The organism is Ruegeria sp. CL7 (assembly GCF_056536445.1).
This window is the reverse complement of record NZ_JBQFPQ010000002.1, coordinates 236,653-260,846: the sequence shown is the minus strand read 5'-3', so window position 1 is coordinate 260,846 and position 24,194 is coordinate 236,653. Positions and strand designations below refer to the sequence as shown.

20 protein-coding genes and 2 pseudogenes are annotated in these 24,194 nt (G+C 57.6%); 16 read left to right on the top strand and 6 right to left on the bottom strand.

Annotated features, from left to right (window positions below; genetic code table 11):
* Window positions 1-70: 70 nt before the first annotated feature.
* A complete protein-coding gene (locus ACR0LI_RS09760) occupies window positions 71-247 on the bottom strand; it encodes a hypothetical protein (RefSeq protein WP_480491284.1) in 177 nt (58 codons plus the stop codon).
* Window positions 248-677: 430 nt separating this feature from the next.
* On the opposite strand from ACR0LI_RS09760, the gene ACR0LI_RS09755 reads away from it, so the two are divergent.
* The 9 genes and pseudogenes from ACR0LI_RS09755 to ACR0LI_RS09715 all read left to right on the top strand — a co-directional run bounded on the left by ACR0LI_RS09755 (window position 678) and on the right by ACR0LI_RS09715 (window position 8,646).
* On the top strand, window positions 678-860 hold the full coding sequence (locus ACR0LI_RS09755; RefSeq protein ID WP_480718430.1) for a hypothetical protein: 183 nt from the start codon (window positions 678-680) through the stop codon (window positions 858-860).
* Between the two features lie 22 nt (window positions 861-882).
* Window positions 883-1,110, top strand: coding sequence for a hypothetical protein (locus ACR0LI_RS09750; RefSeq protein ID WP_480489025.1), 228 nt, complete (start codon window positions 883-885; stop codon window positions 1,108-1,110).
* 6 nt (window positions 1,111-1,116) lie between these two features.
* Window positions 1,117-1,293 carry a hypothetical protein gene (locus tag ACR0LI_RS09745; protein ID WP_348539519.1) on the top strand — a complete coding sequence of 59 codons (177 nt, stop codon included), beginning with the start codon at window positions 1,117-1,119 and terminating at the stop codon, window positions 1,291-1,293.
* A 12-nt stretch (window positions 1,294-1,305) separates the two neighbouring features.
* The gene (locus ACR0LI_RS09740; protein WP_480489027.1) at window positions 1,306-1,620 is read left to right on the top strand and encodes a hypothetical protein; all 315 of its coding nucleotides are present in this window, start codon (window positions 1,306-1,308) and stop codon (window positions 1,618-1,620) included.
* A 2-nt stretch (window positions 1,621-1,622) separates the two neighbouring features.
* Window positions 1,623-2,207 (top strand): annotated as a pseudogene (locus tag ACR0LI_RS09735) (YVTN family beta-propeller repeat protein); the annotation flags it as partial.
* 423 nt (window positions 2,208-2,630) lie between these two features.
* A pseudogene (locus tag ACR0LI_RS09730) lies at window positions 2,631-4,387 on the top strand (PQQ-dependent methanol/ethanol family dehydrogenase).
* 142 nt (window positions 4,388-4,529) lie between these two features.
* Complete coding sequence (locus tag ACR0LI_RS09725) at window positions 4,530-5,213, top strand: response regulator (protein WP_171635969.1); 684 nt, start codon at window positions 4,530-4,532, stop codon at window positions 5,211-5,213.
* Window positions 5,214-5,259: 46 nt separating this feature from the next.
* Window positions 5,260-6,429 carry an FIST N-terminal domain-containing protein gene (locus ACR0LI_RS09720; protein ID WP_171635971.1) on the top strand — a complete coding sequence of 390 codons (1,170 nt, stop codon included), beginning with the start codon at window positions 5,260-5,262 and terminating at the stop codon, window positions 6,427-6,429.
* A 3-nt stretch (window positions 6,430-6,432) separates the two neighbouring features.
* Window positions 6,433-8,646: a hybrid sensor histidine kinase/response regulator gene (locus ACR0LI_RS09715; RefSeq protein WP_480718429.1), complete on the top strand. Its 2,214-nt coding sequence runs from the start codon at window positions 6,433-6,435 to the stop codon at window positions 8,644-8,646.
* 44 nt (window positions 8,647-8,690) lie between these two features.
* Here ACR0LI_RS09715 and ACR0LI_RS09710 read toward each other — a convergent pair whose 3' ends face one another.
* Window positions 8,691-9,620, bottom strand: coding sequence for a LysR family transcriptional regulator (locus tag ACR0LI_RS09710; RefSeq protein WP_253283270.1), 930 nt, complete (start codon window positions 9,618-9,620; stop codon window positions 8,691-8,693).
* 144 nt (window positions 9,621-9,764) lie between these two features.
* Between ACR0LI_RS09710 and ACR0LI_RS09705 the strand changes: the two genes are divergently transcribed.
* From ACR0LI_RS09705 to ACR0LI_RS09675, 7 genes are all read left to right on the top strand, one after another.
* Window positions 9,765-10,772: a TAXI family TRAP transporter solute-binding subunit gene (locus ACR0LI_RS09705; protein WP_171635979.1), complete on the top strand. Its 1,008-nt coding sequence runs from the start codon at window positions 9,765-9,767 to the stop codon at window positions 10,770-10,772.
* Between the two features lie 80 nt (window positions 10,773-10,852).
* A complete protein-coding gene (locus ACR0LI_RS09700) occupies window positions 10,853-13,066 on the top strand; it encodes a TRAP transporter permease (RefSeq protein WP_480718428.1) in 2,214 nt (737 codons plus the stop codon).
* A 1-nt stretch (window position 13,067) separates the two neighbouring features.
* On the top strand, window positions 13,068-14,306 hold the full coding sequence (locus ACR0LI_RS09695; RefSeq protein ID WP_171635983.1) for an NAD(P)/FAD-dependent oxidoreductase: 1,239 nt from the start codon (window positions 13,068-13,070) through the stop codon (window positions 14,304-14,306).
* 39 nt (window positions 14,307-14,345) lie between these two features.
* Window positions 14,346-15,086 carry an aspartate/glutamate racemase family protein gene (locus ACR0LI_RS09690; RefSeq protein WP_209833988.1) on the top strand — a complete coding sequence of 247 codons (741 nt, stop codon included), beginning with the start codon at window positions 14,346-14,348 and terminating at the stop codon, window positions 15,084-15,086.
* Window positions 15,087-15,249: 163 nt separating this feature from the next.
* Window positions 15,250-17,427: a Tex family protein gene (locus ACR0LI_RS09685; protein WP_480718427.1), complete on the top strand. Its 2,178-nt coding sequence runs from the start codon at window positions 15,250-15,252 to the stop codon at window positions 17,425-17,427.
* Between the two features lie 172 nt (window positions 17,428-17,599).
* Window positions 17,600-18,997, top strand: a complete 1,398-nt coding sequence (locus ACR0LI_RS09680) for a bifunctional enoyl-CoA hydratase/phosphate acetyltransferase (RefSeq protein ID WP_480718426.1) — start codon at window positions 17,600-17,602, stop codon at window positions 18,995-18,997.
* Window positions 18,994-20,190 (top strand): acetate/propionate family kinase, encoded by a 1,197-nt coding sequence (locus ACR0LI_RS09675; RefSeq protein ID WP_171635991.1) that lies wholly within the window; start codon window positions 18,994-18,996, stop codon window positions 20,188-20,190. Before ACR0LI_RS09680 ends, ACR0LI_RS09675 begins: the two co-directional genes overlap by 4 nt.
* A gap of 4 nt (window positions 20,191-20,194) precedes the next feature.
* On the opposite strand, the gene ACR0LI_RS09670 is transcribed toward ACR0LI_RS09675, so the two are convergent.
* Genes ACR0LI_RS09670 through ACR0LI_RS09655 form a run of 4 tightly spaced genes read right to left on the bottom strand, consistent with a single transcriptional unit; the run spans window position 20,195 to window position 24,131 of the window.
* Window positions 20,195-20,962, bottom strand: coding sequence for a citryl-CoA lyase (locus ACR0LI_RS09670; protein ID WP_171635993.1), 768 nt, complete (start codon window positions 20,960-20,962; stop codon window positions 20,195-20,197).
* A complete protein-coding gene (locus tag ACR0LI_RS09665) occupies window positions 20,959-22,143 on the bottom strand; it encodes a CaiB/BaiF CoA transferase family protein (protein ID WP_480718425.1) in 1,185 nt (394 codons plus the stop codon). The genes ACR0LI_RS09670 and ACR0LI_RS09665 overlap by 4 nt, the downstream gene beginning before the upstream one ends.
* A complete protein-coding gene (locus ACR0LI_RS09660; RefSeq protein ID WP_171635998.1) occupies window positions 22,136-23,647 on the bottom strand; it encodes a tripartite tricarboxylate transporter permease in 1,512 nt (503 codons plus the stop codon). The genes ACR0LI_RS09665 and ACR0LI_RS09660 overlap by 8 nt, the downstream gene beginning before the upstream one ends.
* A gap of 1 nt (window position 23,648) precedes the next feature.
* The gene (locus ACR0LI_RS09655) at window positions 23,649-24,131 is read right to left on the bottom strand and encodes a tripartite tricarboxylate transporter TctB family protein (protein ID WP_152460311.1); all 483 of its coding nucleotides are present in this window, start codon (window positions 24,129-24,131) and stop codon (window positions 23,649-23,651) included.
* Window positions 24,132-24,194 lie beyond the last annotated feature (63 nt).

The window sequence follows — 24,194 nt, the reverse complement described above, 5'->3', positions numbered from 1 at the left end:
TATTGCGCGGCAGACAATCCAATTGTCAGTTGCTCCGCCGCCTATGAGAAATCAGGGCTGTCGCCCGAGATCAGAACAGCGGCGCGAAAGGCCACGCTGTCAGCCGCAGGGCGCCCGATCCTGTTTCCAAAGTGCCGGCAATCTGGCTGAGATCCGACTGAAGCGCTGCGGCATCACCTTCCCCGCCGTCGGCCATCGCGGCCAGCAGGTCGCGGGGCGACGTCTCCGTGCGAAAACGCCATGCCACCTGCGGTCAGGCCAGCCAGCGCTGTGTTGAAAAACACAAGACCCATCGTCTCCTCCTTCTGATGCTGGCTCTGGTCTTAGCTCAGGGAAAACCATCGTGAAATTCGACCTTGTTTGCAGATGAGCCGCTGCGTGCGACTAAGGTCGAATGGCATGCCGCCCAAGGACTCATTTTAGTGGAGCAGCATCGGAGGAGGAGCAAACACGGCCATGTTTTTTGCGTCTTTGCAACTCTTGTTCTGTTGCCAATGGTTGCTGCAGCTGAGGTCTCTGTATCTGCTGTCTATCTTCATCAACAGGTCAGACGACCACCGGTTTTGTCGAACCTTGACCCATTGCCCGACGATCTGGGCACGGCAGGTGCAGAACTGGCTTTGTAAGACAACCTGACAACGGCCAAGTTTCTGGGCCACACGTATGAACTGACAGTTTTGACCGTCCCGGAAGACGGGAATTGGCTTGATACGGCGCGCCGGTCCTTGTCCCAGACAAGCTTCCTGATATTGGACGCTCCGGCGCAGGCGCAACTGGCGGTCGCTGATCTTCCCGAGGCCGCCGACGCCATCTTGCTCAACGCGTCTGCCCGCGACCGCGACTTAAGACATACCGCCTAGCCGTGCCAACCTGCTGCACACCATGCCGTCCGATGCGATGCGCGCGAACGCTCTGGCACAATTTCTGGTCAAAAGGCGCTGGGACGATCTGGTTCTGGTCGCCGGAGAACACCAGTCGGACATGGCCTTTGCTGACGCAATGAAACTGTCCCTGACCAAATTCGGACTGGAAATTCGGGCGGAAAAGACCTGGCGTTTCGATGCTGACATGAGGCACAATGCGGCGCAGGAAGTTCCTGTTTTCACGTAGGATTTCGTGGACTACGATGTCACGTTGGTCGCGGATGAGTTGGGCGACTTCGCAAGATATATACCGTTCAACACATGGGAACCCAGGCCGGTCGCAGGTTCGGAAGGGTTGCGACCGGTCACGTGGTCGCCTGTGGTCGAGCAATGGGGCGCGGTTCAGTTGCAGAGCCGGTTCGCCGGTTAAGCAGGCCGGTCGATGAGGCCAATCGACTATGCGGCATGGGCTGCGTTTCGGTCCTTGGGCGAGGCCGTGGCCCGAACGCAATCTGGCGATCCCGCGGTTCTGCGGGACTACATTCTGTTGGAAAAATTTGAACTGGCAGGCTTCAAGGGCCGGGCGATGAGTTTCCGCGCCTGGAACGGTCAGTTGCGCCAACCCATCCCGCTGATGACGGATCGAGCGGTCGTGGCCCTCGCACCGCTCGCGGGTTTCCTGCACCACAGGACTGAACTGGACACTCTGGGAATTGACCAGGCCGAATGCCTGTGCACGGCCTTTAGCGAGGACTAAAGATAAAGTTTTCCGTCTTTTTGGCCGCTGCTGCATTTTGCACTCCGGCGGTTTCGGACGAGATTTGGATCAGCAATGAAAAAGACGACACGCTCAGCGTGATCAATATCGAAACGTTTGAAGTGATCCGCACCCTTAAAACCGGAGAACGACCACGCGGGATCACATTTTCCAAGGACTACTCGGTTCTCTACATCTGCGCGTCAGATAATGACTCGGTGCAGGTCATGGATCCTGAAACCGGAGAAGTCCTTTATGATCTGCCGTCGGGCGAAGACCCCAAACAGTTCGTTTTGCACCCGAATGATCGGCATCTGTACATCGCCAACGAAGATGACGCGATAACAACTGTCGTCGACACGGTATCGCGGACCGTAATTGCCCAGATAGACGTGAGTATCGAGCCGGAAGGGGTGGCGGTCTCACCAGACGGCACGATCGCTGTCACCACGTCCGAGACCATCAATATGGCTCATTGGATCGATACTGAAACACAGGAGTTGTTCGCCAACGCCCTGGTGGACTCGCGCCCGCGCCACGCGGAATTCGTCAAGGGCGGAACCGAACCTTGGGTCAGCTCTGAAATCGACGCCGGAAACTGAATCAAGCTCCTGAATTTCAGCGGCAATGGTGGTCGGTAGATTTTTGGGCGGCCTGAAAGGTCAAGGAAACATATCCCTGCATTCTGGGCGGGACGTCGCGGGACAGACCCGTTCCGAACGACACGTGCAGGGCCAAATGGCGCAACCGTATCAAGATCATGTTCGTCCGGGAGAAGGATCGGCGCCGCGTCGCAAACCGTTGCGACAGATGCCCTAAAGTGGTCCGATAAGTCACCGCTGGTGCCGCCGAAACCATGAGTGTGGAGCCCGGATGAAATGCGCGAATTGCCCCCACGACCATTGTGCAATTTCGCCGACAGACCCGCCTGCGAATAGTTGCCGTGCCAACAGCTCTGACCTGTCGGCGATTCGGTGCGGAGGGAAGACACAAGTCTAGGGAGGACAATGATGAACCGGTTCACAATGGCGGCAGTTGCAAGCGTGATTGCAGTGGGCACGGCCCATGCAGAAGTTACCGAGGACGATCTGGCAACGACCAGTCAATTGCGACCCAGGTCGTGACAAACGGGATGGGACGCCACTTGCAGCGCTACAGCCCGTTGGACATGCTGAACAAAGACAACGTCAAGAACCTGTTGCCGGCCTGGGCGTTCAGCCTTGGTGGCGAAAAACAGCGCGGGCAGGAAGCCCAGCCGCTGATCTATGGCGGCATGATGTATATCACCGGATCGTATTCGCGCCTTTATGCAATTGATCTGGAAACCGGCAAAGAGGTCTGGCGATACGAGGCGTGCCTGCCCGAAGGCATTCTGCCTTGCTGTGACGTGGTGAACCGGCGTGCCGCCATCTACGGCGACAAGGTGATTTTCGGCACCCTTGATGCCCGGATTGTGGCCCTGAACAAAGACACCGGCGACGTCGTGCGGCGTGATAAAATCGCGGACTACAAGGCGGCGTATTCTTACAACGCGGCTCCGCTGATCGTTGACGGTCTGGTGATCACCGGAAATTCCGGTGGTGAGTTTGGCATCGTTGGCGCTGTGCAGGCACGGGACGTGAACACCGGTGATCCGGTATGGGAACGCCCGGTCATAGAAGGCCATATGGAGACGCTGAACGATGAAGAAAGCACCATGACGGGCGAGTTGAATGCGACGTGACCCGGCGACATGTGGAAGACCGGCGGTGGCGCAACCTGGCTGGGTGGTTCCTATGACGCGGACACGGATACGCTTGTTTTCGGGGTCGGAAACCCGGCGCCGTGGAACTCGTGGCTGCACAATGCGGGCACGCCGACGGAAGGTAACGCCAGAGACAACCTTTACGCGGCCAGCCGCATCGGAATCGATCCGAAAACCGGCGAAATCAAGTGGCATTTCCAGACCACGCCGCGCGAAGGTTGGGACTATGACGGTGTAAACGAGGTTGTTGCCTATACCGACCGTGAAGGAAACAAGCGTTACGCAACCGCCGATCGCAACGGGTATTTCTATTTTCTGAACCGCGAAGACGGTGCCTTTGTATCGGCTAATCCGTTTGTCAAAGACATAACATGGGCGTCCGGCGTGGATGAGACCGGCCGACCGGTCTTTGTCGAAGAAAACCGCCCCGGGGATCCGTCGTCAGCGGCTGATGACAAGAAGGGTGAAGTGATCTTTGCATCGCCTTCTTTCCTTGGCGGCAAGAACTGGATGCCGATGTCCTTTTCGCAACGTACCGGCAATTTTTATGTACGGTCGAACGAATGGGGCATGGATATCTGGAACCAGCCGATCTCGTACAAGAAGGGTGCCGCCTATCTGGGCGCAGGCTTTACGATCAAGCCCAACTACGAAGATCACATTGGGTCTCTCAAGGCCATCGATCCGGATACCGGCGAATGGGAATGGGGATACAAGAACAACGCGCCGCTGTGGTCAGGCGTGATGACGACAGCCGGTGGCCTGGTGTTCTTTGGCACGCCTGAAGGTGAGTTTATCGCGCTGGACGACGAGACCAGCGAGAAGCTGTGGTCGTTCCAGACCGGCTCGGGCAGCCTGTGACCTGGGAACAGGATGGTGAACAATATGTCGCGATCATTTCCAGCTGGGGCGGCACTGCACCGCTCTGGGGGGGGTGAGGTGGCCAAGAAGGTCAACTATCTGAACCAGGGTGGTACCTTGTGGACCTTCCGCCCGCCAAAGGAACTGGCATCGGCGAACTGACACGGGATCCAGCAAAACCCTGATGCGTACCTCTGATCCGGGGTGCGCGTTACTATACGACCTTCCGCCAGTATGCGTGGTTTTCATTCATCGCTAGGATTGGTTAGGCTGGAGACCATTTGAATGCAAAAGGCTATACCAGATGCTTGCTGAATCCGCCGCGCGCAATAATTTCGAAAACGTGCTGATCGTTGATGACCATCCTTTGTTTTGCGACGCCTTGTCGATGACCTTGCAAAGTGTGGCTCAGATCCGGAAAATCCATACGGCAGACCGGCTGGAGGACGCCTTGGATCTGCTGGCAAGTGGGCTGAAACCCGATGCGGTCATGCTGGATCTCAATTTGCCGGATGTGGACGGCCTGGAAGGTTTGATCCGCTTGAAGGCTGCCGCAAACGCACCGGTGATCGTGGTGTCGTCGCTGACGGACAACCGCGTTGTCAGCCAGGTGATACAGGCCGGCGCATCAGGCTATGTCCCCAAGCACAGTCAGCGCGACGTGTTCCGCACTGCATTCGAGACAGTGCACGCCGGTGACGTTTTCGTGCCAGAGGGCTGTGTTTTGATTGACACAGAGGAAGAGGACGAACACGACGAAGCGGTCAAACGACTGGCGACACTGACAAATCAACAGGCGCGCATCCTGCAACTGATCTGCGAAGGCAAACTGAACAAGCAAATCGCCTATGACTTGTCGATTGCGGAAACGACGGTCAAAGCGCACGTGACAGCAATAATGCGAAAACTGGGTGTTCAAAGTCGTACGCAGGCGGTTCTGATCGTCAAGAAAGCGTCCTTTGCCAGTGTCTTGCAAGACCAAGGCTAAGCGTCATACTCTCACGTCATCGTCGCGCTTTTAGGGAGGAGGCACGATGGACCAAGCAGTCGGGTGGGCAACAGCCCGGGCCCGTACGCCAGGCATCGTCAAAACGGCTTTTGCACGCCACGACACCGGGCAGTCGATCGAGACCCTCAGACGCCAGTTGGGTGATGACCCACTTGCGCTTGTCATTCTTTTTGTCAGCCCGAACGCCGATGCATCCGTGGTGATCGCGGATGCCGAGCGCGCCTTTGCGCCGACCCCGATTGTTGGTTGCACCACCGCCGGAGAGCTGGCGGATAGTGGGTATTGTGAAGATCAGATCGTCGCGATCGGCCTGCCGCAATCCCATTTCGACATACGCACGGTTCTTGTTTCGGATCTGAACGAATTCGAGTCCGACAGCATCATCAAAGAGATGATCCACAACAGAAATACGATGATGGCAAACGCACCCGACTGGAGCCATGAATTCACGTTCCTGATGATTGACGGGTTGTCGACAAAAGAAGATGAACTGACGTCGGAATTGGCTGTGGGGCTGGGGCCGGTGCCATTGTTCGGCGGTTCGGCCGGGGATGGAACCAAATTCGGGCGCACTTATGTTCTGTATCAGGGGCAGGCAAGAAGCAACGCAGCCGTACTCACGCAGGTTCGCACGCGGTGTCCGATCAAGGTGTTCAAGACCGATCACCTTCTGCCCACCGCCTATCGCATGGTCGTGACCAAGGCAGACCCGGCAAAACGCATCGTTCAGGAAATCAATGCCGAACCCGCTGCCCGCGAATACGCCCGTATTCTCGGCAAAGACCCGGAACAGCTCACCACATTCACATTCGCGGCCCATCCAGTCGTTGTGCAAATAGGCGGGCAACACCATGTCCGCGCGATCCAGCAGGTAGCGGGAAATGGCGATCTCGTCTTTTTTTCGGCGATTGACGAAGGCTTGGTCCTGACGCTGGCAGAACCTCGGGACATGGTTGAACATCTACAGGAAGAAATCAGCCTGTTGACCGAGAAACAGCAACCCGACACCATTTTGGGTTGTGACTGCATCCTTCGCCGGCTGGAGGCCCAGCAAAAGCAGAAGACGCACGCGATCTCGGACATCCTGTCTCGCCATCACGTGGTCGGTTTCTCGACCTATGGAGAGCAATTCAATTCGATCCATGTGAACCAGACCCTGACCGGCGTGGCGATATACCCGCCCGAGAAAGAGTAAGGTATGATCGAGCATCTCACAGACCCCTCGGACTCCCTTGAACGTCAGAACGAAAAACTCAGGAAAATTGCCGAAGCCCTGATGCGGCGGGTCGAAGAATCCACCAATGCCTCTGGCGCGGCTTATGCTCAGTTCCAACGGGCGGCGGTGCTTGAACAAGAGGTTCGCGCCCGAACGGATGACCTTGAGCGCGCGCTTGAACTTCTGAATGACTCCAACGCCAGGTTGGCTCAGGCCAACAAGGAAACCGAAGCAGCGCGCGCAGATTTGGCAAATGCGATCGAAACGGTGCAGGAAGGCTTTGCCCTGTTCAATCGTGACGAAGAACTGGTGCTGTGCAACAGCAGGTTCGGGATGCATATGCCCGATATTCAGGAACAGCTGAACCCCGGCTTGTGTTTTGCCGACTACGTGGAACTGGTCAGCCGATCCAGGTTCCTGTCCTTGCCAGAGACAATGAGCCCAGAGGACTGGGCCAAAAGCCGTCTGGATCGTCACGCAGATGACCACGTGGTGTTCAATGTTCGTCTTTCGGGCAATCGGTGGACGCAAGTGTCAGAACACCGCACGCCAGACGGGGGCACCGTGATCCTGCAAACCGACGTGACAGATATCATGCGGATCGAACGGCAAGAAAGGGATCGCATTCTTGACGACAAGGCGCGGCTGATCCGCGCCACGCTTGAACATATCGATCAGGGCGTCTGTATCTTTGACAACAAGCACCGCATGATCGGGTGGAACACCCGCGCAAGCGAGCTTTTGGCCATACCGATCACTCAGTTTCAGATGGGCATGCGGTTTGAAACCCTGTCCAATCGCCTGGGCGACAACATCAGCTTTCAGAAAGGCATAACCGAGGCGGATCTGCTGGATTGGGTCAGCCGACCAAACTACCGCCGCCCTCTTCAGTTCCAGATGCATCAGGGGCGATCGAAAATCCTGTCGGTCTTTGCGCAGGAAATGCCAGACCGGGGCTTTGTGATTTCCTTTACCGATGTAACTGCGGAACGGAGGTCTGCGCAGGCCTTGTATGAAGCCAAGGAACTTTTGGAACAACGTGTGGCGTCACGCACAATGGAGCTTGCGGATGCGCTGAACGAGGCTGAACGGGCGAACGCGTCAAAATCGCGTTTTGTGGCCGCCGCCAGCCATGACCTGTTGCAGCCTCTGTCTGCTGCAAAGCTCTATGTTGCGTCACTGGGCAGCGGTTTGGACACTGACACCGCCCGGACCGTTGCAGCAAAAGCAGAAAGCGCCCTGAACAGTGTCGAACACATTCTCGAAGCCCTGCTGGACATCTCAAAGCTGGATTCCGGGCGGGCCAAGGCGCATCTGTCCACAGTGTCGGTGGGCGAGCTTTTCTTGCAGATGGAAGACGCATTCAAGCCCGTCGCCCAGGCCAAGGGTTTGAGTTTGCGTTTTGTTGACACAAAGGCTCTGGTCACAAGCGATGCCAGTTACCTTCGGCGTATATTGCAGAATCTGCTGTCAAACGCGATCCGGTACACCGAGACCGGCAAAGTTCTTGTTGGTGTCAGGCATCGCAAGAACGCAATTGCTTTGGAAGTCTGGGATACGGGCATTGGCATAGCATCAGATCAAAGAGATATCGTGTTTCAGGAATTTCAGCGTTTGCATTCAGATGCCAGCGCCGCCGAAGGAATGGGGTTGGGTCTTGCGATTGTCGAGCGGGCCTGCGGGTTGCTACAACACCCAATCCACCTGTTTTCCGAAGTTGGAAAGGGCACGGGGTTTTCGGTCGAAATACCTTTGGCCCGGGTGAAACCAGAGGTTTCTCTCTGCTCTTCAGTGGTACAAAAACCAAACTTGAATGTGCTGGGCAACACCGTCGCCCTGGTGATCGAAAACGATGAAAACCTGCGCGGCGCGTTGACCATGACCATCGAATCCTGGGGCGTCGAGGTTCTGGAATGCGAAAGCGAAAGCGAAGCGATTGGCCTTCTGCGCGAAATAGGCATCCTGCCAGACTTTGTTGTCGCCGACTATCAATTGAACAACGGAAAAACAGGCACGGACGCCATGCGCGCCCTGACGGATGAATTCGGGCATTTGCCCGGCTGTATTATCTCAGCCAATCGATCACAAGAGCTTGTTCAGCAGTGCAAACAAGCAAAGCTGCCGCTGTTTTACAAACCGATAGATCCGCAACTGCTAAAATCGACGCTGGAGGCCTCGGTCGCGCGCGTCATCTGAGTTTTTCCGGTTGTCGCACATTTCCAAGTTCGGCCGGGTGTCTTTCAGAAGTCTTCCGTCCGCGGGTTGGCGTTGGTCTGATCCAGCATCGACACAACTTCCGCCTTCCATCCCGCTTTTATTTTCAGCGCCAATTGCGAAGGGGGGCGGTGATCCGGCGACAGGATGGCGTATTCGTATCTGAGGGGGTCCTTGAAAGGCAGGAATACCACACGGCCATGCGAGATATTCAGCTTCCGTTCCGTCGCAACAGTCAACGGATCGACAATCGAGCAGCACTGCCCCGATCCAACAAACGGAATGAGCGGAAGAAAATACTGGCACGTCACACTAGGTTTGTAAGTGGCGGCAACCATCTGAAAAGCGCGCTGCACTTTTTTCTGAAAAGGGTGGGTGTCATACAGTCCACCCATTGGCACATCATCGAGATCCGAAATCGTCACAGCCTTTTCTTGCGCCAACGGATTGTCCCGATCCATTGCGCAAAAGCAGTCTCCGCTGATGATCTCTGCCGTAAATTGTGGCTTCTTTCCGACCGGGTGTTCGAAATCAGCAAACCCGAAATCAATGTTCTGAGTGCCTGCAAGTTCCATTATCTGTGGCGAACTGCGGGTGGACAGCGTAACCCGGATGTCCGGATTCCCGCCAACTGAACGGCTTATGAAATTCGGGAAGGCAAAAATGGACGGTCCCGGCATTGCGGCAATGTTCAGGCTGCCTGAATTTCCTTTAAGAAGACCGTGCATCGTACTGGAAACCGTAGATAATCTGTCCAGTATTCCGGTGGTTTCTGCCAACAGGTAATGCGCCTCTGGCACTGGGATCAGACGCCGGCCTTTTCGTTCGAACAAGGTCAGTCCCAGACTCCTTTCCAGGTTCTTGATTGCCAGGCTGATCGCGGGTTGTGTCCTGTTCAGCTTCTTCGCGGTTTGAGAGATGGACCCGGTTTCCATCACCTCACGAAAAACTGTCAATTGAGCAAGGTTCATATCTAAAACATAAGCTAAACTTTCATTTTGTTAAATATAACAAATTTGTATTTATGCTAAAACTCCATAGGCTGAACGGATCAGAATTCGAACAAACCGAATCCAATGATCCACAACTGGGAGCTTACGATGAAATTGATGAAATGCCTGACGGGTTTGGCTTTGGCGGGTGCATTGGCTGCACCGGCGTTTGCACAGGACCCAACCTTTTTTCGCATCGGCACCGGCGGTGCAGGCGGCACTTATTTCCCGATCGGCGGGACCATCGCCAACGGAATTTCGGCCCCTCCAGGCTCACGCCCCTGCGAAGAGGGCGGCCAATGCGGCGTGCCCGGGTTGATCGCGATTGCACAGTCGACAACTGCGTCAGTCTTCAACAATGCCGCCGTGCAAAACGGCGAGCTTGAGGCCGGCCTGGCCGCGGCAGATGTAACCCGTTCGATGTATCTGGGTGAGGGCAAGTTTGAAGGCAAACCCCACCCGAAACTGCGCATCGTCGCAAACCTGTTCCCGGAAGACCTGCACCTGGTGCTGCCAGCCGGTCAGACGATCAACGATCTGAGTGATCTCAAAGGCAAGCGCGTTGGTATTGCCCAGGCTGGTTCCGGCACGCAGGTGGCCGTTTTGCAGATGCTGGACGCCTGGGGCGTCAATCGCGACAATATGGACGAGGCCGAGCTGAACAACAGTCAGAGCGCCGAGCGTTTGGCCGACGGTCAGCTTGACGCCTATTTCTACGCAGCAGGCTGGCCGGTTGCCGCAATGGTGCAGCTGTCATCGACCAAGGGCATGAACCTGCATTCCTTCAGCGATGAAGATCTGGCAAAGATCAACGAGATCATTCCTGCCTATATCCCGTCCGCTATCCCGGGCGGTGTATATGAAGGCATCGATTCCGAAACCAAGACCCCTGCGGTCAGCGCAATGCTGGTTGTGTCATCGGATCTGTCCGAAGATCTGGTCTATCAGCTGACCAAGGCCCTGTGGAACGACAACACGCGCAAGCTGCTGGACAACGGCCACGCAAAGGGCAAGCAGATCACGCCTGATACTGCCCTCGACGGCGTCGAGGCGCTGGGTGTTCCGCTGCATCCGGGTGCTGAGAAGTTCTATAAAGAAGCCGGTCTTCTTCAATAACCACACCTGACTGAAACCTGTCGTCGGTGCCCCTTCTTGGGGCACCGCACTCTGGAATTTTGCGAAATCGGGGGGCCATCATGTCCGAGACCCAGAAACTTGATGACCACGAACTGACGGCCGAGGAGCTGGCGGCCATCGAAGAACAGTTCGACGAAGGCGCCGCTGTCCGGCAGGTCACGCCCACGGCAGGCAAGGTGTTGCGTGTCGTCGCCCTGATCTTTGCATTCTACGAATTCTTCACGGCTGGGTTCGGCTTGCCGGCCGACCACTGGCATATGGGCATCTATCTGGCTCTGCTGTTCATTCTGGTCTACGCCACGGTCCCGATTGTCGGGACCAAAAGTCTCTATGCTCTCAAAGTCAGTCGCTTCCGCATCGGCAACGTCCCTCTTTATGATCTGGTGTTCATGGCGCTTGGCATCGTCGCCGCGCTTTACGTTGGTTTCGCCTGGCGCGGCATCCCGTTCCTGGGGATCGAGGAACAAACCTTCCGCATGGGCAACCCAAACAGCTATGATGTGATCCTCGGCGTCATCATCATCCTTCTGGTACTGGACATTGCGCGCCGCACGCTGGGTTGGGTATTGCCGTTGATCATCTGCGTATTCATCTCATACGCGCTGATGGGTCCCTATTTTCCCGGGTTGCTGCAACATCCGGGCGTGAACTTCAAAACCTTCGTGTCGTCGATGTACTTCCCGCAGGAAGGAATCTATGGCGTGACGCTTTGGGTTGTTTCGACCATCGTGTTCCACTTTGTCCTGTTCGGCGTGATCGCTCAGCGAACGGGGCTTGGACAATTGTTCATTGATAACGCAACCATTTTGGCGGGTCGCTATACGGGCGGTCCGGCCAAAGTGTCGGTGGTATCCTCGGCCTTCTTCGGCACGATCTCGGGCTCTTCGGTGGCCAACACCGTTTCGACCGGCGCGCTGACAATTCCCAACATGAAGCGCCTTGGATACCCCGGTCACTTTGCAGGCGGGGTCGAGGCCGCGTCTTCGGCCGGTGGTCAGATCACTCCGCCCATCATGGGCGCTGCGGCCTTCATCATGGCCGAGTTCCTCGAGGTGCCCTATACCACCATCGTGATCGCAGCGATCTTTCCGGCGATACTGCACTATGTCGGCGTCTTTGCCGTGGTGCACCTGATGGCGCGTAAGCTGAACCTGCAAGGTCTGGCGAAAGAGCAATTGCCACAGCTCAAGGCCGTCTGGGCCGAGGGTTGGGCCAATATCGTTCCGTTGATCGGTTTGTTGGTCGTCCTGTTTACCGGCTACACGCCGTTCATGTCGGCCTTCTGCGGTATTTCGCTGGCGGTTATCGCGGGCATGTCGCGGATCAAGCAACCGCCAACACTGATCTACGCGGCGGCGTTTCTTGCGTTCGTGCTTTGGAAGTTCTCCGACGGTGGGTTTGACCTGTCCATGACAGCGATTCTGTGCGGATTGTCGGTGATTGCCACGCTCAACCCGCAGAAACGGATAGAAGTGCCCGAGATGTTGGCCGCGGTCGAACTTGGGGTAAAGTACTCGCTGGCCGTGGGGGCCGCTGCCGCCGCTGTTGGTATCGTGGTGGGTGTCATCAACACTACCGGCATCGGCTTTCGCATCGGCTTCATGGTCACGCAGGGCGCGGGCAATCTGGCATCCGATCTTTACAACATGATCTCGTTCGGCAATTTCCAACTGTTTGCGATGGAAGACCTGCAATTGTTTATCTCGCTGGTCTTTATTGCCATCGTCTGCATTCTGATGGGTGCCGGCATCCCGACCACGGCGCTGTACATCATGCTCGTCTCGGTGGCGCAGCCTGCGCTGGCGCAGTTGGGGGTTCCACCCATCGCCAGCCATCTGTTCGTGTTGTATTATGGCGTGGTCTCCGAGATCACACCTCCGGTCTGTACGTCGGCCTATGCGGCGGCAGCGATTGCGAATTCCAACCCGTTCCGCACCGGGCTGTCCGCCTTTACGCTGGGACTGGGCAAGGTCATCGCGCCAATGGCGTTCGTCTATGCGCCGGTTTTGCTGTTCGTGTCTTCCACCGGGTTCGATCTTTGGGAATTCACCTATACCGCCGCCAGCTGTATCGCCGGTGTCATCGCCCTTTCGGCAGCGGTCGTGGGGTATTGGTTGCAGCCACTCAACCTCGTGTCGCGCATCCTGATGGCCATTGCCGGGGTTATCTTCGTGGCGCCCACGCTGACGGCTGACCTGATCGCATTGGCGGTGGCGTCTCCTGTCATCATCACACAGGTGATCGCCCGCAGCCGAATTCAAGCAACGGTCTGACATGCCTGAACAAGTGACCATCATCGGCGCCGGGATCGTCGGTCTGTGCTGTGCGCTCTCGTTGCAGGAGCGCGGTATTGCCGTGCGTCTGATCGACCGTGGAGAACCGGGGCAGGAGACATCGTTCGGCAATGCCGGTGTCGTCTCGCCCTGGTCGGTCATTCCACAGGCCACGCCGGGTATCTGGAAAACGATCCCCGGGATGCTGTTGGACCCGAAAAGCGCGTTGACCGTCAGACCTGCGTTCTGGCCCAGGATGATACCTTGGGGCCTGAGGTTCCTGAAGAATTCAAGCGTGAAATCCGTACGCAATATCTCGGACGCAATGGAGGTGCTGTGCCGCCCTTCGATAGATCTGTACCGAAGACATCTGCAAAATACCGGGCACGAAGACCTTATTGTTGATTCCAACTATGTCCACGCGTTTCGCAACCCGGATCAGGCTGACCTGAAAGAATTGGGATATCTGATCCGGCAGGAAAAAGGCGGACATCTAGAGCGGATCGACGGACCAGAATTGCGCCGGATCGAACCTGCGTTATCCAGAGATTTCAAGGCTGCGATCCTGATCAAGGGACAGGCGCGGGTCACGTCTCCTGGCCGGGTTGGTGCGGTTTTGGCCGACAAGGCCCGTCAACAAGGCGCCGAGTTCGTGCGGACAGAAGTCAAAGAACTAAAGCGCACGGAAGACGGCCAATGGCATTTGACCTCGTCGGCCGGCGCGCTTCACGCCGATACTGTCGTGCTGGCCGCCGGTGTTTGGTCTGCCGAGTTGCTGAAACCCTTGGGTTTGCCCGTGCCACTGGTGGCCGAGCGTGGATACCATGTCCAATTCCCGACCCCCTCTGCCAGCCTGGAAAACTCGGTGATGGACGTGGACGCCAAGGTGGTGGCCAGTTCGATGCAGGACGGTCTGCGCGTGGCGGGCACGGCCGAATTCGGCAGCATCGACGCGCCGCCAGATCCACGCAAACAGTCGCTTCTGACCGCACAGGCCCGCGCAATGATGCCGGATCTGAACACCTCGGATACACAGTTCTGGATGGGCCGACGCCCGTCTTTTCCCGACAGTTTGCCTGCGATCGGTCCGGTTGAGGGGCACAAGGGCCTGTTCACCGCCTTTGGTCATTCCCATTACGGTTTGATGATGGCCCCCAAAACCGGCGAGCTGGTGGCTGATCTGGTGTCAGGGCAGCGCCTCAACATCCCATTGGATTCAATCGCCTTGTCGCGATTTTGACGCGTAACAACCACCGTTTCTAAGAAGGATTACCCAATCATGCCGATCTATCAGGGTGGACAGAATATCTGCGGAGCCTCAATCGGGGTTTTGTGTCTGGAAAGCTATTTTCCCAAACCTCCCGGTCATATCAAGAACCCTTCCAGCCTGCCGTTCCCGGTGCTGTACGAGATGATAGATGGCGTCACGGTGCCAACGCTGCTGAACAATCCGACGCCTGATCTGCTGAACCCATTCATTAAAGGCGCGCAACGGCTTGAGGCTGAAGGCGTACGCGCCATTACCGGAAGTTGCGGGTTTCTCGCCCTGTTCCAAAAAGAGTTGGCCGCGGCCGTATCGGTGCCTGTCTTCGCTTCGAGCCTGATACAAGTGCCGTTGGCCTTTCACATGACCGGGGCCAGCGCACCGGTCGGGGTGATTACAGCGGATTCGTCAGCGCTGACGCAACGCCATTTCGAAGGCGTTGGAGCGGGGGGCGTTCCGGTGGCCGTACAGGGTCTGGAACACACCAGCGAGTTTGCCGAAGTCATCCTGCGCAACGCGCGCACCCGTATGGACACAGATCTGATCGAGGCCGAAGTGCTTGACGCTGCGCACAGGCTGAAGCGCGATACGCCCGAAATACGCTCCGTGGTATTGGAATGCACGGATCTTCCCCCTTATGCAAAACGCATTCAGGAAAACCTGAAACTGCCGGTCTTCGACCTTACGACGCTGGCGCAAATGGCGCATAATGTAAGCGCACGCACCGGGTATTGCGGGCTGATGCCGTGGGGGTGAGGCCATTGCAGGCTGGTGTTTCCTTTCAATGGCTCAGAAGCGTCGAATAGCCGCGAAAACAGTTGCTATCCGCTGATGCCTTTGGACGGACCGGTACAAGGGACTTTCCCTTGCTGAAACGGCTGGTTAAGAAGCCCTTCCACTGCCGTTTCAGGAGGCCCCCTTGGACCGTATCGCCCGCACCATAGCCACCGAGATCAATGCACGTCCCGATCAGGTCGGTGCTGCGATCAATCTATTGGACGACGGAGCGACGGTTCCTTTTGTCGCCCGCTATCGGAAAGAAGCAACCGGTGGGTTGGACGACACCCAATTGCGCCTTCTGTCCGAACGTTTGACCTATCTGCGTGAGCTTGAGGCACGGCGGGAAATCATCCTGAAGTCGATAAAAGAACAGGGGAAGCTGACCGAAGATCTGAGTAAATCGATAGCTCGGGCAGAAACCAAGGCCCAGTTGGAAGACATCTATCTGCCTTACAAGCCCAAGCGGCGCACCAAGGCGATGATCGCGCGTGAAAACGGGCTGGAACCCCTGGTCGAAGCCATTCTGGCCGATCGCGATGCGGACCCGGAAACACTGGCCGGGGCATATTTGAGCGAAGCCGTTGCCACCCCTCGTGACGCGCTGAACGGCGCGCGGGACATTCTGACCGAACGATTAACGGAAAATGCGACACTGCTGGGTGAGTTACGGGCCTTCATGCAGCGCGAGGCGCTGCTCAGTGCAAGAGTTGTCGACGGGAAAGAAAAGGAAGGCGCCAAGTTCAGTGATTATTTTGACCATTCCGAACGATGGACGGATGTTCCATCGCATAGGGCTTTGGCAATGCTGCGGGCGTCAAAAGAAGGCATTGTTTCACTTGATATCGCGCCGGAACCGGAGTTCGGGGCAGCCCGGGCCGAATCCATCGTGGCCGCGCATTTGCAGACCCGTGGCCAAGGGCCGGGTGATGCCTGGTTGCGCAAGGTGGCCGGGTGGACCTGGCGGGTCAAGCTTTCGCTGTCCATGATGGTCGAACTGATGGCCGAACTGCGCAGTCGGGCACAGGACGAGGCAATTCAGGTCTTTTCACGCAACCTCAAGGACTTGCTGTATGCTGCTCCGGCGGGTGCCAAGGCCACTTTGGGCCTCGATCCCGGCATCCGCACCGGCGTGAAAGCGGCGGTGGTTGACGCAACGGGCAAGGTCGTGGCCACTGACACGCTGTATCCCTTCCAACCCAAAAACGATTTGCGCGGAGCGCAGGCTACCATCCTAAACCTGATCTCGGCCCACCAGATTGAACTCATCGCCATTGGAAACGGAACAGCGAGCCGAGAAACCGAACGGTTGGTTGCAGATTCTTTGGCTCTGCTCCCCAAGGCGGTAAAAGCACCGACCAAGGTAGTTGTGTCCGAAGCGGGGGCTTCGGTCTATTCCGCGTCGGAACTGGCAGCACGAGAGTTTCCCGATCTGGACGTTTCGCTGCGTGGGGCGGTGTCCATCGCCCGGCGATTGCAGGACCCTTTGGCAGAACTGGTCAAAATCGAACCGAAATCCATCGGCGTGGGGCAATATCAGCATGACGTTGACCAGCACCGCCTGTCGCAATCCCTGGATTCCGCGATCGAGGATGTCGTGAACGCGGTCGGGGTTGACCTGAACACGGCCTCTGCACCTTTGCTTGCGCGTGTGTCGGGGCTGGGCCCCGCGCAAGCCGAAGCCGTCGTCGCCCATCGCGATCTGAACGGGCCGTTCCAATCGCGCAAGGACCTGTTGTCCGTTGCCGGGCTGGGTCCGCGTGCCTTTGAGCAATGCGCCGGGTTTCTTCGCATAAGGGACGGCGCCGAACCGCTTGATGCGTCGTCGGTGCATCCCGAAGCCTATGACGTCGCCCGCCGCGTCGTGTCGGCCTGCGGGCGGGATATCAGGCACATCATGGGCCATGAGGGGGCCTTGAAAGGGTTGCGGGCACAACAATTCGTAACCGAAGATTTCGGCCTGCCCACGGTTCTGGATATCTTTGCCGAGCTTGAGAAACCCGGACGAGACCCCCGGCCCAGCTTTGTCACGGCCACTTTCGCGGATGGCATCGAAGAGATAACCGATCTGAAGCCCGGAATGGTTCTTGAGGGCACCGTGACAAACGTGGCAGCCTTTGGGGCATTCGTGGATGTGGGCGTTCATCAGGACGGTCTGGTTCACGTCAGCCAGTTGGCCGACCGCTTCGTCAAGGACCCGCATGAGGTCGTCAAGGCCGGGCAAGTCGTGAAAGTGCGCGTTGTCGAGGTGGATGTACCCAGAAAACGGATCGGGCTTTCGATGCGCAAACAGGGCGGCGGTGGAAATCGGCGCGCCTGATCTGCAATCCGCACATTATCCGGGCTTAACGACATAAAGGCGTTACCCGCCGGAAATAGCGTGCAGACCGATACGGGCAGCCGGCATGCGTTGTTTCCATTGCGCGCTGAACTGGGTATCAGCAAGAGAGTTCTCAGTGTCGCCAAACGGATCGAAATGGAAACGACAGTTCATGCAGTACCACAACACGCCTTACGACAAGCTTCAGGTCGGTGATACTGCCGAGTTGGCCCGCACGTGCTCGGTTGATGATTTCTATGTGTTCGCCAACAATTCCGGCAATCACAATCCGCTTCATCTATCCAGCGAAGACGGCGACGGCGACCACATCAACGAAGCGGTTGCCCCTGCCATGTTCGTGGGGGCCCTGATCTCGGCCGTTTTAGGGAACGTTCTGCCGGGGGCAGGGACGCTCTATAAATCGCAGCGATTTGATTTTGTGGAAAGGGCGCATGCCGGTGATGAGCTGGTATCCAAAGTCACCCTTCTGGAAAAGCGACCAAACCGGGAAGTTGTCTTTGAAACGGTCGTTACGCGCCCATCGGACGGTGCCGTGATCGTCAGCGGGCAGGCCGTCGTGATCGCGCCGGAGAAAGAGATGGTGTTCGCCGAGTTGGATCTGCCCGGGCTGGTGGTGAAACGTCATCGTCACTTTGATGCCATGCTGGAAAAGGTGCGCCCGTTGCCGCCCATGCTGACCGCCGTTGTAGCCCCGGAAGAGCCCAACGCCTTGGGTGGGGCGCTGCTGGCCGCGCATGAGACGATCATCACACCCATTCTGATCGGTAACCCGGACAAAATCTCTCACGCGGCCGCCGAAATCGGAGCGTCGTTGGATGGGATTGAAATCAATGCGCAGAGCGATCACGTCGGCGCGGCCCATGCGGCGGTCGATCTGGTTGCAGAAGGTCGTGCGAAAGCGCTGATGAAAGGGCATCTGCATACGGATGAATTGCTGAAGGCTGCGCTCAGGCGTGAAAACGGCCTGCGCACCGGCCGCCGCTTTACCCATGTCTTTGTCATGGACGTGCCCGGCCAACCCAGACCTTTGTTGGTGACGGATGCGGCGATCAATATTGAGCCGGACCTGGAAACCAAGATTGATATTGTCCAGAACGCTATCGACCTGGCCCTGTCGCTGGGGATCGAAAACCCCAGGGCGGGTGTTCTGTCTGCCATCGAAACCGTCAATCCGGCGATCCGATCCTCGGTTGATGCGGCTTTGCTGTCGAAAATGGCGGAACGCGGTCAGATCACGGGCGGGCTTGTTGACGGCCCCCTTGCCATGGACAATGCCGTCAGCCTTGCGGCTGCGCGTTCCAAAGGGATTGTGTCGGATGTCGCGGGCAAAACCGATATTCTGGTGGTGCCAAATCTGGATGCCGGGAACATGATGGCCAAGCAGCTGACCTATATCGCCAATGCAGAAGGGGCCGGTCTGGTCATGGGGGCCAAAGCTCCGATCATTTTGACCAGCCGCGCCGATGACGACAAAGCCCGGCTGGCATCCTGTGCCGTGGCGGCACTGCACGAAGCCTTTTCCTTACCGCGCACCGGAGCACCCGCATGACACATGTCGTGACACTGAACGCTGGATCGTCTTCCATGAAATTTGGTCTGTTCGAGCTGACCGATGACGATCCGATCATGGTGTGCACCGGCGCGGTCGAGCGGATTGGAGAACCAGAGCCGTTTGTCAAGGCGAAGTCTTCCGACGGAAGTGTCCTTGCCAGCGGCACCGCCGGAGAAATACGCGATCATGCCGCAGCGCTGGACTGGGTTTTGAACCTGCTTGCGCGCTCATTTCCAAACAGCGACGTGACTGCGGTCGGGCATCGTGTTGTCCACGGTGGACCTGACATCGACGCTCCGGTGCCATTGACCAAGGCGTCCATTCAAGAGTTGGACAAGCTGTCGCCGTTCGCGCCTTTGCATCAGCCGCACAATCTGGCCGGAGCCCGGGCCGCGATGGAACGTTTTCCGAATGCGGTTCAGATCGCCTGTTTCGACACCGCCTTTCACCGCAATCATCCGTGGGAGAATGACGTTTTTGCCTTGCCGCGCGAGTATTACGACAAAGGTGTTCGGCGTTATGGCTTTCACGGGCTCAGCTATGAATTCATTTCGGATCACATGGCAAAGACAGCGCCGCTTTTGCACGAAGGGCGCGTGGTCGTGGCCCATCTTGGCAATGGTGCATCGATGTGTGCGATGATCGGAGGGCGTTCCGTCGGATCGACCATGGGCTTTTCGGCACTGGACGGGCTGCCGATGGGGTCACGCTGTGGTCAACTTGATCCTGGCGTGGTCCTGTATCTGATGGACCAGGAAGGGCTGAGCGCTGACGAAATCTCAGACCTGTTGTTCCGGAAATCTGGGCTGTTGGGCCTGTCCGGGCTGTCCAACGATATGCGTACCCTGGAAAAGGCGGACACACGCGAAAGCCGACAGGCGATCAGCTATTTCACCTTCCGTATCCGGCGCGAGCTTGGCGCGATGGCGGCCATTCTCGGCGGTATCGACGCCTTGGTGTTTACCGGTGGGATCGGAGAAAACTCACGCCTCGTGCGTGACCGGGTGTGCTCTGGGATGGGATGGCTGGGCATCGAGCTCAATCCTGATGCAAATGCGGACAATGACCGGATCATTTCAACCGATCTGTCCCGCGTCGTGGTCATGGCAATCCCGACCAATGAAGAACTGGTCATTGCCCGTGCGGCGGCTGACCTGTTGGCCAAACGCCCACGACTCAGAACTGCCTAGCGATCTAAGTTTCGACATAGGTCCAGCGATAGGCAGGCGGGGTCGGTCCCTTGTTCCGGCCGCCTTGCTGCATCTGTTCCCACGCATGGGCCAGAATGCCAACCGATCTGGATAGGCAAAACAGACCGCGTGCCAGTGGGGGCGCAAAGCCCAACTCGGCATAGATCACCGCGGTGGCGCCATCTATGTTCATAGGAACAGGCTTTCCTTTGCGGTGGGCCAACTCTGCCTCGATCGCCTGTCCGATCTGTAGGAACTGACCATCACAAGCCCCGTCCGTCACAGCATCACGGACCAACGCCATCAGACGTGGTGCGCGCGGATCCGTCGGCGTGTGGAAACGATGGCCAAAACCCGGCAATATCTTTCCTTCACGCTCGATCCACTCGTCCAGCGTTTGATCCAACCGGCCAGGATGTTGCGCCACGAAATGGTACAGCATAACCGCTTGCTCACCAGCCCCGCCGTGAATATCCCCCAACATGTTCACAGCGCTCGCCATCGCGTTGTTCAGCGGCAGCCCGCAGGTCACGGCCATGCGCGCCGTTGCGATGGAAGGGGCCTGAGGTCCGTGGTCCACGGCGGCAACCAGCGCGGCCTCGAACAACCGGACCTGCGCCCCAGATGGTCGGTCGCCACGAACCATGAACCAGATCATCTCGCTGAAACTGAGATGTCCGATCAGATTCTGGATCGGCTCTCCGCGCAGGTCGATCCGGCCCGGTTCCATATCGATGATGGAAGTCGTCCACCAATTGGACACATCGCTCATATGATGCCTTCCTTGCTCAAAGCGTCCATTTCCGCGCCGGTCAACCCAACTTCAGACCAGATCGCTTTATTGTCTGCTCCAAGTTCAGGCGGCGCGGTTTGGGGCATTTGCCGTTCGCCGTCCATGACAATGGGGCTGCCTGCAAGTTTCATGTCTTCGCCCTGCACTCGAAAAGATCCGATCAGGCCACGACCGGCAAGCTGTTCGTCATCAAGCGCCTCGGGCACGGTCAATACCTGCCCGGCCGGCACTCCGATTGCGTTGAGTTCGCTGACCCAGTCCGATGCCGCTTTGGTCCGCAAGGTCTCCTCCAGCGCCGCGCGCAGGGCATGGCGATTGCGCTTGCGGTCTTCGCGCGTTTCATAATCCGGGTGGGCCAGCAGGTCTTGCCGGCCCAGATGCCTGGCCAGTGCCTGCCACTGTTCGTCGCGGTTGGCGGCAATGTTGATGGGCGCGTCAGAGGCTGCAAATGTTCCCGACGGTGCTGACGTCGTGTTTTCGTTGCCATGGGCCCCGGGAATGGCACCGGCGATCAGATAGTTCGACACGACCCAACCCATTGTCGAGATCACGGCTTCGGACATCGCCACATCCAGATAGGCCCCGCGAGGATCCGCGTTCAGGGCGGCGGACACTGCAAAAGCAGCCGTCATCCCACCGATCGTGTCCGCCAAAGGATAGCCAACGCGATAGGGTGCGGTGTCAGGACCGCCGGTGACAGACATCACGCCACTGATACCCTGCACGATCTGGTCATAGGCGGGATCGCCTCGGCGGGGACCGTCCTGACCGAATCCGCTTATGGCACAGTAAATCAGGCTGGGGTTCACATCGCGCAAGACGCCATACCCAAGTCCAAGCCGATCCATCACACCGGGGCGAAAGTTCTCTACCAACACGTCGGCTGTCTGGACAAGGCGTTTCAGGAGCGCCTTGCCCCGTTCTGATTTCATGTTGAGCGTGATGGACTTTTTTTCAGCATTCTGCGCCAGAAAGCTGACGCCCATACCGGCCTTGTTTCTGGCGGGATCAGCACCCAGGACGCGGGCAAGGTCGCCACCGACAGGGCGTTCGACCTTGATCACTTCGGCACCCATGAGCGCCAGTTGATAGCAGCAATACGGACCCGCGAGGACATTCGTCAGATCGAGAACCCGTATTCCTGCCAGTGGCTCAGTCACCGTCGGCAACCCCTGCGGCCCGGGCACGCGCGCGGCGTGCGCGATAGCTGGGCAACAGCACCAGCAGCACCGCGACAACAAGCAGACCCAGCGTCATCGGACGTTCCCAGATGAAAGCAATACCGTCATAGAGCTGCATCGAGCGGGCAAAGTTGTCCTCCATCATCCCCCCGAGGATGAAACCGATCAGCAGCGGCGCAAGCGGGTAGTCGGCAAATTTCAACGCCGTGGCGCAAACACCGAAGCCAACAAGTATCAAAAGCTCGGTCGCATTGTTCTGCCCGATATAGGCCCCCATCAGAGTGAAGAACAAAATGAAGGGGATCAGGTAATTGCGCGGTACCGAGAGAACCTTTGCGATATATGGGATCAGCGGCAGGTTCAGGATCAGCAGAACGAGGTTGCCAATGAACATTGACATGATGACGGCCCAGAATATCTGCGGCTCGTCCAGCATCAGCCGTGGGCCGGGTGTCACGTTCAGGGCAATTAGTGCGCCAAGCAGGATCGCGGTTGTGCCGGACCCGGGAATGCCCAGTGTCAGTAGCGGCACGAAAGAACCGGTGCATGCCGCGTTGTTCGCCGTTTCGGGCGCGGCCAGACCTTTTATTGACCCTTTGCCGAATTCGTCCTGCTCCTCTTTCGGGGCAATGTTGCGCTCGACCGCGTAGCCGAGGAAGCTGGCAATCGTTGCCCCCGCACCGGGCAGAACCCCGATGAAGAAGCCCTGTACAGATTGGCGACCGATCACCGGCGCGATGGCCTTGGCTTCGCTGCCTGTGATGCGCAGGTCCTTGATCTCGCCGTCATCCCCCTGAAGGTTCTTTGGTTTGAGTACCAGAAACAGCGCTTCGGGCAGGGCGAACATGGCCATGGCAAGCGTGATGAAGCCAAAGCCCGATTGCAGATCCATGATACCCATTGTGAAACGTGGCAGGTTGAACAATGCACCTTCACCGACCGTTGCCATGATCAACCCAAGTAGCGTCATGATGACGGCTTTGGCCACTTGACCGGTGCCTGCGAAGGCTGCGATTGCCGACAGGCCCACGACCATAAGCGCGAAATACTCGGCTGAGTGGAACAGCAATGCCACCGAAGATAGAGCAGGGGCAAAGACCATCAACAAAATGGCCCCGATCGTACCGCCGGCAAAACTTGCAATAGCTGCAACAGTCAACGCTTTGCCTGCTTTGCCTTGGCGGGCCATCGGATAGCCGTCGAAACTGGACGCAACAGTGCCCGCGACCCCCGGCGCGTTGAGAAGGATTGAAGATGTCGAACCGCCAAAGATGGCGCCGTAATACACTCCGGCCAGCAGGATCAGCGCTGCGGACGGGTCGCCCATGGAAATCGCCACCGGGATCATGATGGCGATGATCGACATCGGCCCAAGACCCGGAAGCATGCCGATGAACGTGCCGATCAGGCACCCTGCGACCACCATCAGCAGGTTTTGAATTGAGAATGCCGTTTGCAGACCGATCAGAAGTCCTTCGAGCATGTCAGCCTCCGAAAATGCCCGGCAATGGGCGCATGTAGATGCCAAGAACTTCCTGAACCAGATACCAGACCGCGCCTGTGGCGATCAGCGCGACGGGTAGCATGACGTGCCATTTGCGCTCACCCAGAATGAAAGACCCGAGGATCAGAAAGGCCGAGGTCGAGATCAGAAACCCAACAGGGCGCAGGCAAAGCGCGTAAATCACCATCAAGGCCAGCAACATAAGCGCTTGATCAAGATGGTATTCCCCCAGTCGCCGGTAATCGATATCGGCTTCCTTTGGTTCCGCCTTTTCAAAGCCCAGCAAAATAATCGTGGTGGTGACGACACCCAGAACCGACAGCACTTTGGGGAAGGTGCTGGGCCAGATCGGATTTCGCTGCATGAAAGGGGGCAGGCTGCCGTCCATCGTGAACCAAGCGGCGTAGCCATATGTCAAACACACACCCAGAAGAATGAGCGCGATCCAGCGATCCAGCGCCATGAGAGCCCCTCCCTGTTCCTTTTCGTGGGAAGGCAGAGCGGCGGATCCGCTCTGCCGAAAATG